Origin of the sequence: Demequina oxidasica (assembly GCF_000975115.1) — a bacterium.
Lineage (GTDB): Bacteria > Actinomycetota > Actinomycetes > Actinomycetales > Demequinaceae > Demequina > Demequina oxidasica.
Genome location: NZ_BBRE01000002.1, coordinates 304,739 through 317,419 on the forward strand (window position 1 = coordinate 304,739; position 12,681 = coordinate 317,419).

Annotated in this window: 11 protein-coding genes; 4 read left to right on the top strand and 7 right to left on the bottom strand. The window is 65.0% G+C overall.

Features of this window, described 5'->3' with window-relative positions; translation table 11 throughout:
- On the bottom strand, window positions 1-1,869 hold the full coding sequence (sucB, locus tag AOP77_RS08455; RefSeq protein WP_062212327.1) for a 2-oxoglutarate dehydrogenase, E2 component, dihydrolipoamide succinyltransferase: 1,869 nt from the start codon (window positions 1,867-1,869) through the stop codon (window positions 1-3).
- 20 nt (window positions 1,870-1,889) lie between these two features.
- Window positions 1,890-3,275: a dihydrolipoyl dehydrogenase gene (lpdA, locus tag AOP77_RS08460; protein WP_061965478.1), complete on the bottom strand. Its 1,386-nt coding sequence runs from the start codon at window positions 3,273-3,275 to the stop codon at window positions 1,890-1,892.
- 91 nt (window positions 3,276-3,366) lie between these two features.
- Here lpdA and AOP77_RS08465 point away from each other — a divergent pair, with 91 nt between their 5' ends.
- Window positions 3,367-3,702 (top strand): hypothetical protein, encoded by a 336-nt coding sequence (locus AOP77_RS08465; protein WP_062212330.1) that lies wholly within the window; start codon window positions 3,367-3,369, stop codon window positions 3,700-3,702.
- An 85-nt stretch (window positions 3,703-3,787) separates the two neighbouring features.
- On the opposite strand, the gene AOP77_RS08470 is transcribed toward AOP77_RS08465, so the two are convergent.
- Window positions 3,788-5,245, bottom strand: coding sequence for a leucyl aminopeptidase (locus tag AOP77_RS08470; RefSeq protein ID WP_062212333.1), 1,458 nt, complete (start codon window positions 5,243-5,245; stop codon window positions 3,788-3,790).
- A 32-nt stretch (window positions 5,246-5,277) separates the two neighbouring features.
- Between AOP77_RS08470 and AOP77_RS08475 the strand changes: the two genes are divergently transcribed.
- Window positions 5,278-6,285: a quinone-dependent dihydroorotate dehydrogenase gene (locus AOP77_RS08475; RefSeq protein ID WP_062212336.1), complete on the top strand. Its 1,008-nt coding sequence runs from the start codon at window positions 5,278-5,280 to the stop codon at window positions 6,283-6,285.
- Here AOP77_RS08475 and AOP77_RS08480 read toward each other — a convergent pair.
- Window positions 6,275-7,411, bottom strand: a complete 1,137-nt coding sequence (locus AOP77_RS08480; RefSeq protein WP_152649835.1) for a TDT family transporter — start codon at window positions 7,409-7,411, stop codon at window positions 6,275-6,277. The genes AOP77_RS08475 and AOP77_RS08480 overlap by 11 nt on opposite strands.
- Before the next feature lie 92 nt (window positions 7,412-7,503).
- Between AOP77_RS08480 and AOP77_RS08485 the strand changes: the two genes are divergently transcribed.
- Window positions 7,504-8,421, top strand: a complete 918-nt coding sequence (locus tag AOP77_RS08485; protein WP_062212339.1) for a LysR family transcriptional regulator — start codon at window positions 7,504-7,506, stop codon at window positions 8,419-8,421.
- 197 nt (window positions 8,422-8,618) lie between these two features.
- Here AOP77_RS08485 and AOP77_RS08490 read toward each other — a convergent pair whose 3' ends face one another.
- The 3 genes from AOP77_RS08490 to nadA all read right to left on the bottom strand — a co-directional run bounded on the left by AOP77_RS08490 (window position 8,619) and on the right by nadA (window position 11,606).
- Complete coding sequence (locus AOP77_RS08490; RefSeq protein WP_062212342.1) at window positions 8,619-9,635, bottom strand: aldo/keto reductase family protein; 1,017 nt, start codon at window positions 9,633-9,635, stop codon at window positions 8,619-8,621.
- Window positions 9,636-9,737: 102 nt separating this feature from the next.
- Window positions 9,738-10,352, bottom strand: a complete 615-nt coding sequence (locus AOP77_RS08495; RefSeq protein WP_062212345.1) for a DUF3043 domain-containing protein — start codon at window positions 10,350-10,352, stop codon at window positions 9,738-9,740.
- 48 nt (window positions 10,353-10,400) lie between these two features.
- Window positions 10,401-11,606: a quinolinate synthase NadA gene (gene nadA, locus AOP77_RS08500; protein WP_062212348.1), complete on the bottom strand. Its 1,206-nt coding sequence runs from the start codon at window positions 11,604-11,606 to the stop codon at window positions 10,401-10,403.
- 40 nt (window positions 11,607-11,646) lie between these two features.
- Between nadA and AOP77_RS08505 the strand changes: the two genes are divergently transcribed.
- Window positions 11,647-12,681 carry a glycerate kinase gene (locus AOP77_RS08505; RefSeq protein WP_152649836.1) on the top strand — a complete coding sequence of 345 codons (1,035 nt, stop codon included), beginning with the start codon at window positions 11,647-11,649 and terminating at the stop codon, window positions 12,679-12,681.

The window sequence follows — 12,681 nt, forward strand, 5'->3', positions numbered from 1 at the left end:
TTACAGCCCGACTTCGGACTCGAAGGCGCCTTCCTCAAGACGCTTCTTGACGCTCTGCAGGAACTTCGCTGCGTCCGCGCCGTCCACAATGCGGTGGTCGTAGCTGAGCGGGAGGTAGCACATGGGGCGGATCGAGATGACGTCCTCGCCGTTGGGTCCACGGACTACCACTGGCTTCTTGACAATCGCGCAGGTCGCAAGGATTCCCACCTGAGGAGCGGGGACGATCGGGGTGTCGAACATCGTGCCACCTGAACCGGTGTTGGTCACCGCGAACGTGCCACCCGAGATCTCGTCCGAACTGAGCCCGCCAGTGCGGGCCTTCTCTGCGAGGTCAGCAATGGCCTTCGCGTGCTCGCCCACAGTGAGGTGCTCGGCGCCGCGCATTGTCGGCAGCATGAGTCCCTTCTCTGTGTCCACGGCCAGCGAGAGGTTCACGCTGTCGTGGTAGACGATGTTGGTGCCATCGACGGAGGCGTTCAGGAACGCGTGCTCCGCAAGCGCCTCGGCGACGGCCTTGGTGAAGAATGGCAGGAATGTCAGCTTGACGCCCTCGCGCTCCTGGAATCCGTCCTTAGCCTTGGCGCGGAGAGCCCAGATCTTGGAGCAGTCCACCTCGACCACGGAGGTGAGCTGCGCCATGCCGTGCAGCGACTCCATCATCTTTTCCGAGGTGATCTTGCGGATTCGTGACATCTTCACCGTGGTGCCGCGCAGGTCCGACTCGACGAGCTCGCCGGAACCGACGGACTCGCTAGATGCTGCCGGGGCAGCCGTGGCCGCGGAGGAGTCAGTTGATGCGGGCGCAACAGCAGGGGCCGCAGGCTTGGATGCTGCCTCGAGGACGTCCTCCTTGCGGATGCGTCCGCCCACGCCGGTGCCGGTGAGCCCCGCAAGATCGACGCCGCGTTCTGCGGCGAGCTTGCGCACGATCGGCGTGACGTAGCCACTGCCGTTCGACGAGACTGCGTCGGTCGCCGCGGGAGCGGGTGCTGGTGCGGCCTGTGCGGGTGCTGCCTCAGGTTCCGGTGCAGACTGCGGCTCGGGGGCTGCCTTCTGCTCTGCAGGGGCCGAGGCGGTGCCAGCGGCGGGCGCCTCGGGCTCAGTCTCCTCAGCCTTGGGCTCTGCAGGTGCGGGCTCCTCGGCGGCTGGTGCTGCGGGGGCAGCACTGCCGTCGCCGATGCGTGCCAGAACCGCGCCAACCTCTGCGTCCTCGTCCTCCTGGACAAGGATCTCGGTCAGCGTGCCGGCGAAAGGCGAGGGGATCTCGGTGTCGACCTTGTCGGTCGAGACCTCGAGAAGAGGCTCGTCCACCTCGACGGAGTCTCCAACGCTCTTCAGCCAGCGCGTGACGGTGCCTTCGGTGACGGATTCACCCAGGGCGGGGAGCGTCACGTCCTGGCCGCCCGCTGCGGGAGCAGCGGTTTCGGCCGGAGCGGACTTCTCTTCAGGCTCGGGCTCGGGCTCGGCAGGAGTTTCCTCCGCTGGTGCAGGCTCGGCCGCAGAGGCGCCGGCATCAGCCGCGGGAGCGGACTCGGCAGGAGCAGACTCGGCGGGAGCGGACTCGGCGGGAGCGGACTCGGCGGAGGCCGACTCCTCAGCTGGAGCATCGTCGCCGCCAGCGGATTCGCCTGCCTCGCCGATGCGCGCCAACACAGCGCCGACCTCGGCATCCTCGTCCTCCTGGATGAGGATCTCGGTCAGGGTGCCCGCGAAGGGCGAGGGGATCTCGGTGTCGACCTTGTCGGTCGAGACCTCGAGAAGAGGCTCATCGACCTCGACGGTGTCGCCGACATTCTTCAGCCAGCGGGTAACGGTTCCCTCGGTTACGGATTCGCCGAGGGCAGGAAGCGTGACGTCGTTGCTCATATTGCTCATTGTCTCCGAAATCAGTCGTGTTGGTGCAGTGGCTTACCGGCGAGCGCCAAGTGCGCCTCCCCGAGCGACTCGTTCTGGGTGGGGTGGGCGTGTAGCAGGGGTGCCACGTCTTCGGGGTGCGCGTCCCAACTCACGATGAGCTGAGCCTCGCCGATCTGCTCGCCCATTCGTGCGCCGATCATGTGAATACCGACCACGGGGCCGTCCTTCACGCGAACCAACTTAACGAAGCCCTGGGTGGCGAGGATCTGGCTCTTGCCGTTGCCGCCCAGGTTGGTCTCGAGTGCCTCAATGTTGTCTGCGCCGTGGATCTCCGCGGCCTTGGCCTCGGTGAGTCCCACGGAGGCAACCTCGGGGTCGCAGTAGGTGACACGGGGGATGTTCGCCTCGATGATCGGCTGAGGGTTGAGACCCGCGATTTGCTCGGCGACAAAGATGCCCTGCGCAAAGCCACGGTGCGCGAGCTGAAGGCCGGGAACGATGTCACCGACTGCGTAGATGTTCGCGACACCGGTGTGCAAGCGCTCGTCGGTAAGGACAAAGCCGCGGTCGAGGCGCAGGCCCTGATCCTCGTATCCGAGGTTGGCAGTGCGGGGTCCGCGGCCAACGGCGACCAACAGGATCTCGGCCTCGAGAACGGTGCCGTCCTCGAGAGTGACCTTCACCCCGTCGTCGTTCTGCTCGACGCCCTGGAACTTGACGCCAACCTTGAAGTTGATCTTGCGCTTGCGGAACTGACGCTCAAGCGCCTTGGACAGGGATTCGTCCTCGTTCGGCACCAGGTGCGGCAGACCCTCAACGATGCTGACGTCAGCCCCGAAGGACTTCCACACGGAGGCGAACTCGACGCCGATGACGCCGCCACCCAGCACAATGGCTGACTGCGGCACCACGTCAAGTTCGAGTGCCTGGTCGGAGGTCATGACGCGACCGCCAATCTCAAGGCCAGGTAGCGAGCGAGCGTACGAGCCTGACGCGAGGACGATGTTCTTGCCGGTGTAGCGCTCGCCGCGCACCTCGACGGTGTCGGGGCCCACCAGCGTGCCGTGTCCCTCAATGACGTGAACGTCGCGACTCTTCACGAGCCCAGTGAGGCCTTTGTAGAGGCGGTCGATGACGCCCTGCTTGTACGCGTTGACTGCCGTCATGTCGATGCTGTCGAGCGTGGTGTTGACGCCAAACTTGGAGCCCTCGCGGGCGTTGTCCGCCAGCTCCGCGGCATGCAACAGCGCCTTAGTGGGGATGCAGCCGTTGTGCAGACATGTGCCCCCCACCTTGGACTCTTCAACGAGGCCGACGGTCAGGCCGAGCTGGGCAGCGCGCAGAGCAGCGGCATAGCCGCCGCTTCCGGCGCCGAGGATAAGGACATCAAACGAGCGTGGGGTTGACTCGGTCACAGTGAAAATCTCCTTGTAAGGAAGTCGGTCCTACCCATCTTGCCACTCCTCGCGGCACACGTGAACCGCAAAGCGTGACTAACCTGGGCACATGGGCATCTTCTCGCGTAAGTCAAGGTCGAAGTCGTCGTCGCAGGCGACCGGAACCGGTTCCAAAGAGGCACAGGCGGCCACCGTCACGCACCTCAAGACGTTTATTGCCGGTCACCCCGGGTGTGAGGCGTTTATTGAGCCGCCTACTCGCGTCACGCAAACCACCATGGTGGTCGTGGCGGATACGGGCGAGTGGACGCGGCGCAAAGTTCCGGATCCCGTCGCGGCCCGCAAGCTCGCCACGCAGCTCGGCGTTCCCGCGTTCGACGTCAACTTGTCGGGTTATCCCTCGCGCATGCGTGAGTGGAACGAGACGCACCGCAAGGGTCTGTAGCCCAACTGGCCTGCCGGCGCAGGCCGCACGGACGCACAAACGCCCGCCCCAGCATCGGCCGGGGCGGGCGTTGTTGTCTGAAAAATTAGGCGTTCGCGCGGTTCTCCAGGAACTGCAGCAATGTGCGCACTCCCGCTCCTGTACCACCTGATGGCGTAAAGCCGTGCGGGGAGGACTCGTTGTACGCGGGTCGCGCAATGTCCAGGTGTGCCCACTTGGCGTCGCCCACAAACTGCTGAAGGAACACGCCTGCGGACAGCATGCCTCCTGCGGGGCCCGCGATGTTCTGCAGGTCCGCGACCTTGGATTCCAGCTGCTTGAGAAGGTGCTGCGGAAGAGGCATGGGCCACATAGGCTCGGACACGGCATCGGCGGCAGCGACCACCTCGGCACGGATCTCGTCCACGCCCATGACGCCGGACGTCTGCGTTCCGAGCGCAACACCCTGCGCACCCGTCAGCGTCGCGATGTCGAGCACCACGTCGGGGCTTTCCTCAATGGCTCGCACCAGACCGTCGGCCAGCACCAGGCGACCCTCTGCGTCGGTGTTAAGTACCTCCACAGTCTTGCCGCCGTACATGCGGATGACGTCGGACGGGCGCTGAGCGGTGGCGGACGGCATGTTCTCTGCGAGGCACAGCCAACCGACGACCCCAATCTGCAGGTTCGCCTGCGCGGCGCCGAGCACCGTATGCATGACAGCGGCAGCGCCGGCCATGTCAGACTTCATGGTCTCCATCGACTTCGGTGGCTTGAGTGAGATTCCGCCAGAATCGAACGTGATGCCCTTGCCCACGAGAGCGACGGTCTGCTTCGCGCCCTCTGGCTTCCACTCGAGGCGCACCAGGCGCGGTAGGCGGGCGGAGCCCATGCCCACGGCGAGGATGCCGTTGAAACCCTGCTCGGCGAGCTGCTGCACGTCGAACACGGTGGCTTCGACGCCCATCGCGCCGGCATAGCCCTCCGCGATCTCCGCGAAGGAGCCGGGGAAGAGGTCAAGCGGGGGAGTGTTGACGAGGTCGCGTGTGCCAGCGACTGCGCCCGCAATGATGCTTGCGCGCTTGAGGGTGTCCGAGTCCGCGCCAGCCACCAGCCAGGCCGTGCCGGAGGTCTCATCCGTGGCGTCGTCGTCGATCACCGCATCGGACTTGTAATCCGTGAAGCGGTAAGCGCCGAGCAACGCGCCCACGGCAAAGGCTGCGATGCCGTCGTCGTCGGCCTCGACCGCAATGACAACGGTCGAAGGTTCCTTGCCGCATTCGCGTGCGGCGCTTCCGGCGGCGAGGCGCAGGTCGGTGGGCGTGCCATCCCCCAGGCCCACGAGCACCACGCGCTTGGCCGCGAGACCCAGGCCGGGAAGCACTGTGGTCGATCCCACTTTGCCTGAGGCGCCTAGCTTGCCCGCGAGCTCGGAGAGGGTTGCGAGGGCGTCATCATCAAGTTGGCCGTGAGGGGAGATTGCTCCGTCCGCGGTGACACCCAGGATGAGGGCGTCCGCGGTGAGCGTCGATAGATTGTCGCTTGTTGCGTGTATTGAGGTCATGAAACGAGCCTAACCCCCGCTAGGTTGGAGGCGTGTACTCGTCTCTATATCGCAACGTCGTTTCCAAGTTCGACGCCGAGAGCGCTCACCGCCTCGGGGTCAACGCGTTCCACTACGGATACGTGGGGTTTCGCGCCGCACGTGCCATGGGGGTGCTAGACCAGCCGGACCCTAAGGGTGCCGTCACCGTGATGGGAATCACGTTCCCAGCGCCGCTGGGTCTGGCCGCGGGAATGGATAAGAACGGCGAATCGGTCCGCGGTCTTGCGGCTGCCGGGTTCGGCTTTGTCGAGATAGGCACCGTGACCGCCCGTGCACAGCCGGGAAACCCCAAGCCGCGCTCGTGGCGTGAGCTTGACGTGCGGGGCCTGCGCAATCAGATGGGCTTCAACAACGATGGCGCCGATGCCGTGGCAGAGCGGCTGTCCGTCATGCGGGCCTCGCCCGAGGGCGCCAAGGTCATCATGGGTGTCAACATTGGCAAGACCAAAGCCACTCCAGCGGCCGATGCCGCGGCCGACTACGCGTACTCGGCTCGGGTTCTCTCGCCGTACGCCGACTACATGGTGGTGAACGTGAGTTCGCCGAACACCCCGGGCCTGCGCGATCTGCAGTCCACTGAGGCGTTGCACCCCATCCTGGTTGCAGTGCAGGCCGCGATGGACGATGGGGGAAAGCGAGTACCGCTGCTGGTGAAGATCGCTCCGGACCTGGCCGACGAGGACGTAGATGCAGTCGCGGACCTTGCTGGGGAATTGGGGTTAGACGGCATCGTCGCTACCAACACGACAATTGCGCATGATCGCGGCCCCGGCGGGCTGTCGGGCCCCCCGGTACATGCGCGAGCGCTTGAAGTTGTGTCACGCCTTCGGGCTCGTGTAGGCGCACACATGACCATCATCGGAGTTGGCGGAATCGATTCCATCGAGGACGCTCGCGCGCTGCGCGCGGCAGGTGCAAACCTGCTGCAGACTTACACGGGCTTTGTCTACAACGGTCCCGGGTGGGTTGCGCGGATGAACGCCGAACTCACGCGCTAGCCCACGCATTGGCGACGTGGCCCTTTGCCCTGGAGAAGGTGCGGCGAGCGGTCCCGGCCCAGCCGGTGACCAGCAGGGCAAACAGTGCGACGGCAAGCCCTGCCAGTGCAGTTGAGCCGGTGTGAGCGGCCAACCCTGAGGCGCCGGTGACGCAAGTGCCCACGGGGAAAGTGAAGGACCACCACGACATGGTGAACGGCATCCCGCGGCGTAGTGCGTGGCGCGTGAGGAGGACCACGATGACCAACCACATCATCGCGAACCCCATGACGGGCACGCCGTAGGCCACGGCGAGCTTGGGCGCGATCGCGGCCGCGGCCGGCCCCACCACCGTTCCCGTGTGGTCGGCCAGCAGGTTTGTCGCGGTCGTGGACTGGCCGAGGAAGCCCAGCACTATCCACGCGGTGGGAACGCTCGCCGCGGCCGGCACCGACCTGTGCATCATTCGACTCCACACTTGCGTCGTGAGGATGATCGAAGCGATCAGACTGGCCCCAAACATCGCGAAGAGCGCCAGGGTGAAGTTGAGTCTTGCTTGGCCCTCGCCGATGTGGTCGATGAGCAATGCCCCTGTGGACGCCGACACCATGGGGGCAACTACAGGCATGAGCCAGCCGCCAAAGGCGCCATCGGATTCGAAGGTGTGACGGGTGAACATGACGTAGGGGATGACAGTGGCGGAAAGGAGGCCTATGACGGTACCCACCACCCATAGCGTGCCAAAGATGCCGAGCGCGACGTGCTCGGGAAGGAACTGCCCGCCCGCGAGATAGGCTCCGGCTCCCACCGACATGATTCCCATGGCGGGTGCACCGTACGAGTGCGCACGCACAGGGTCTAAGTGGTGGCTCGCCGCAATGTGCGGGTGGCGTACTGCCTGGAGGACCCAGGCCGTGGTCGCGGCAACCATGACGGCCGCTCCCAGCACCCACACAAGGGCCGCGATCGCCCGAGTCACCGTGTTGCCGAGCGGTAGTGTCATAAGCGCTACCGCGATGATCGACGTACCCATCACCGGGGTGAACCACGACGGGGAGAAGCGCGCGCTCACCAAATCCGCGGTGCCGCGCAAGCGCGAGACAGCGCCGGTGGCGATTTCTGTGGTGGTCAAGGTTGCTGTAGTCACGATTCGATTGTGAGTCCCGTCGCAATTTCTCGGTAGGGGCTCCCATCTGTCGGGATACAAGTTAATGTTGTGTCCATGACCTGGTGCCACCCATGACCCGTCAGCCAACCGAGCTCGCGCCGCTGCGCATGCTGGTGGCCGTGCATGAACATGGCTCCCTCAGTGCTGCGGCAGATGTGCTGGGGGTCTCCCAGCAGGGTGTGTCCGCGCGCATGCGGGCGCTGGAGGCTCAGTGGGGCCTGCACCTGTTCGAACGTTCGACGCGCGGCACGTCGCTGACCCCTGAGGGCGTGGTCATCGCGGAGTGGGCGCACGATCTGTTGACTAGGTCTGCCTCGTTCGAGTCCGCGGTGGATGCGCTCAAGAAGGATGCGCAATCCCACGTGCGCGTGGCCGCCAGCCTCACCGTCGCCGAACACCTCATGCCGCTGTGGCTGACCAAATTCGCGGCGACGGGAGACCAGGCCAGACTGGAACTGTCCGCCGCCAACAGCGCGGGAGTGATTGCCGGGGTCAGGGACGGGAGGTACTCGATCGGTTTTATCGAGACTCCAGACGTCCCGGAGGATCTTGACTCGATGATCGTGGCCAGCGATGAACTCGTCGTCGTCGTGGGCAACACTCACCCGTGGGCGTCGCGCGAGGCCGTGACGGTGGAGGAACTCGCCGCCACTCCACTGATCAGCCGCGAACGCGGCTCCGGCACTCGGACCACGCTCGAGCGCCGAGTGCGCCTCGCCGTTGAGGGGCTGACCATCGTGGAGCCCGCGGCGGAACTTCCCACCGCGCTTGCGATCCGGTCGACTGTGATGGCTGGTGGGGGAGTAGCAGTGCTCAGCGGCCTCGCGGTGGCAGACGACCTGGCCGCCGGCCGCCTCACGCGCGTCGAGACCGAGAACCTCACCTTTCCCCGACCCATCGTGGCGGTGTGGGATCCGCGCGCACCGCGTCACGACGCGGTCAAACGGCTGCTTGATATCGCCCGCGACGGCGCCGAACCGACGCCGTAAAGCCAGCCGCGGCATCGGCGGAAAGGTCACGGAAAAATACTTTGAATATCGGGAACTAGTGCCGAATCCCGCCCGTTATCCAAGTGTGCGTACCTGCCAGGCGCACGATCATTGTTTTCTCCTTTGAAGCAATAAGAAGGGCCCCGCGATCCTGGACGGTCGCGGGGCCCTTCTGTGTTTGCTGGTGCCGTGGGCGGCTACACCGGCCGGGTCTGCGGGCTGGTCTTGGCGGTCATGCCGGGGTCGCGCACCACGGCGTCGCCGAGGGCGTCGTCGATGCGGATCATGAGTTCCTCCGGAATGGTCACGCCTGAAGCCTTGGCATTCTCGTAGACCTGCTCCGGTCGCGATGCGCCAATGATGGCCGCGGCGACGTTCGAGTTTTGCAACACCCAGGCCACGGCAAGCTGAGCCATCGACAGGTTCAGTTCATCGGCGACGGGCTGCAGCCTCTGCACTCGCGTCAGCAGCTCGTCGTTTCCGAGGAAACGGCTGATCATGTCCTTGCCTCCCTTGTCGTCGGTACCGCGCGAGCCTTCGGGCGCGGGCTGGCCGGGCTTGTACTTGCCGGTGAGCACGCCCTGGGCTACGGGGGACCAGACAATCTGAGACAGGCCGGACTCCTCGGAGGCAGGCACGACCTCGTCCTCGATCACTCGCCACAGCATCGAGTACTGGGGCTGGCTGGAGATCAACTGGATGTTGAGGTCCTTGGCCAACGCGGCGCCTGCACGGATCTGCTCGCCGGTCCACTCACTGACGCCGATGTACAGCGCCTTGCCCTGGCGGACCACATCCGCGAACGCGGTCATGGTCTCCTCAAGTGGGGTCTCGGTGTCGTAGCGGTGTGCTTGGTACAGGTCGACATAGTCGGTCTGCAGGCGCGTCAGCGAGCCGTTGATGGACTCCATGATGTGCTTACGAGACAGCCCGGTGTCATTGGGGCCCTTGGGTCCAGTGGGCCAATAGACCTTGGTGAAGATCTCGAGTCCCTCGCGGCGTTCGCCCTTGAGGATGTCGCCCAGCACCGTCTCGGCGCCGGTGTTGGCGTAGACATCGGCGGTGTCAAACGACGTGATGCCGACGTCTAGCGCGGCCTTCACGCAGGCCTCGGCCTGCTCGTTGGCGACCTGTGACGCGTGCGTCAGCCAGTTGCCGTAGGTGAGTTCCGTAATTTTGAGGCCGGAGTTGCCCAGGTAGCGATATTCAGTCATACCTTCACACTAACCAGCACGGCGGCACGGAGGGCCAAAAACTTCTACGCGCTGGGTGAAACCACTGTTCCGCGCGCCGGTATCTGGCGCGCGGAAGAGGTGCTAAACGGGGAACTCGCCACGCTTGACCTTGGGGCGCGGAACGCGGAAGCGGCGCAGGTTGAAGTGACGCGAGATTACGTAGAACACCCACCCGCGCGGCAACTTGCCTGCACCAAACTTGGTGATGAAGTGCTTCTTGAGGCGGCGCGTCATCAGCCAGGTGTCGACGGCCGCGGCCAGCACGATGACGTAGAACACCAGAATCAGCGAGCCGCCCAGGGCAGCGTTGTTGAGGAACAAGGAGCCGATGACAAAGATGATCGACATCGGGAGCAGGAACTCACCAATCGAGGTGCGCGCGTCTACAAAGTCGCGCAGGAAGCGGCGCTCTGGACCACGGTGTTCAAGTGGCATGTTGCGCTCGTCGCCGCTGCGCATTGCCTGATACTGCGACTCTCGCTCGGCGCGAACCTTGGCCTTGCGCTCCTTGGCGCCAGCCTTGGGGTCGATGATGAGCCCGCGCTGGTTCTTGGCCTCTTGTTCCTTGCGCGTAGGCGTGGGGCGGCCTTTCTTGGCGGCTACTGTTGCCTCTGTCCCTGCCTCGACAGTGGATTCAGCCGGCGCGATGGTCGGCTCGGCGGGCGCGGGCACGGACTTGTCGTTGTTCTTGCTCATCATTTCCTTAAATCACATCACGCGCCGCTGGGCGCTTGGGCTGAAGTATTAGTCCTTGGCCGCGTCTTTGGCGGGCAGGGCGAGCATGCGGTCTAGCGCGACCTTAGCCTGCGCCTGGGTCTGAGCGTCCACCGTGACCTGGTTCGGCACGTCGCCGGCGACCAGAGATTCGAGCGCCCACACCAGGTGCGGAAGATCAATGCGGTTCATGGTGGAGCAGAAGCACACGGTGTCCTCGAGGAACATGATCTGCTTGTCCGGGTGAGCATTCGCAAGGCGCCGCACCAGGTTCAACTCGGTGCCGATCACCCAGGCGGAGCCGGGCTCTGCCGCATCGAGCGTCTTGATAATGAACTCAGTGGAACCCACGTAGTCCGCGCTCGTCACGACCTCGTGGGTGCACTCGGGGTGGACCAGCACGTTGATGCCGGACACCTGCTCTCGGGCGGCGTCGACGTTGGTCTTGCGGAACCGGCCGTGCACTGAGCAGTGCCCCTTCCACAGAATGACGCGAGCTGCAGCAAGTTCCTCGGCAGTGTTGCCACCGAGGGGCTTGCGAGGGTCATAGACCACGCAGTCGGCGAGGCTGAGGCCAAGCTGCAGTACTGCAGTGTTGCGGCCCAAGTGCTGGTCGGGCATGAACAGCACCTTGCCGGTGCCGTCGACCCCACCGACCTGTTCGTAGGCCCAGCGCATCGCGACCTCAGCATTCGAGGACGTGCACACGACGCCGCCGTGACGACCACAGAAGGCCTTGATGGCCGCAGTGGAGTTCATATAGGTCACGGGGACGGTCTGTTCGGCGACACCGGCCTCAGCTAGCTGTTCCCACGCGTCCTCGACCTGGTTGATGTTCGCCATGTCCGCCATCGAGCAACCGGCAGCCATATCGGGCAGAATCACGGCCTGTGACGAGTCAGTGAGCACGTCCGCACTCTCGGCCATGAAGTGCACTCCACAGAACACAATGAACTCGGCGGCGGGGCGAGCCGCTGCGTCACGTGCGAGTTTGAAGGAGTCGCCGGTGACGTCGGCAAACTGGATAACCTCGTCACGCTGATAGTGGTGGCCTAGGACGAACACACGGTCACCGAGCGCCTCTTTAGCAGCGGTCGCACGCGCTACTAAGTTGGGGTCGGACGGCTCCGGCAAGTCGCCAGGGCAGTCCACGCCGCGCTCGGACATCGGATCGCGGCGTCCTCCAAGGAGCAGCAGAGCCGGCGAATCGGACGGTTCGGTGAACGTCGAAGTCATTCGTCCATTGTGTCACGATCCGCAAGGCACACTAGTGACCATGCGCGTAGTGATGGTGTGCCAGGAGTGGGACGCAAACGGACCCTTTTCGGTGTCCGCGGAATCGGCACAGGAGATTTCGATGCTGGCCTGGGGCACGGCCGCTCCACACGTCGATGTCCAGTCCTTCGCCATCGGGGACGGTGGACCCCGTTCGGCCGATGCCGTGGCTGGGTCCCGTACCCGCGTGGGCGGAGTCGAATTGGTCGCCTTGGACACGTTCCTCACTGGTGGCGCCGCCATTGCAGCGCCCAAGGGCACGGCGACCCGTTGGAACCCGCTCGATCTCGCATCGGGACTATTAGGTCTAGCTGCGGCCGCCCGTAGCGGGGGACGGCGCCAGACGGTGGTGGTGCCCGTCGGCAATGGGAACTGTGCAGGTGACGCGACGGGGTTGTGGGGAGTTGGCGGGTCCTGGGTAAAGAACATGGCCGCGATGCGTGCGACCCTCGACGTGCTGGACATCGTGGTGCTGACCACCACTGATCGACCGCTGTTGGGTTTTCACGGCATGAGTTCGGCGCTGCGTGACGGACGCGAGGCCGATGCGGCCGTGTCTTTAGCGGCACAAACACAAGAGGACCGCTGGACGGCCATCGCGCGCGAAGTCGACGCGGAGGCTTCTAGGCCTATGTTGGTGGGAGCGAGCAGGATGTCCGACCAGCCGGGCACCGGCGCAGCGACGGGCCTTGCGTACTGTCTGGCGGCCGTCGGCGGGCGCTTGGTGACCGATGCCGCCGGCTACCTGATGGATACTGCAGGAGTGCGGGCCGCAATAGGCGACGACGCGACGGTGGCGGTGGCGTTGGCCCCCACCCTTACCCCGACCACACTCGATCATGGCGTGGCGAGCTCGCTGGCCCGGGCAGCATCGGCGGCAGCTGTTCCCGTGGTCGCCGTCGCCCCGGAGGTTCACGTCGGTAAGCGAGATCTGATGGCAGCAGGGGTAGCCGCCGCCTACGAGGCGGGGCACGGCGAGGACGCACTTGGCGATCAGATTCGCCGTGTCGCGCAGACCTGGACGCGACTCAACTAG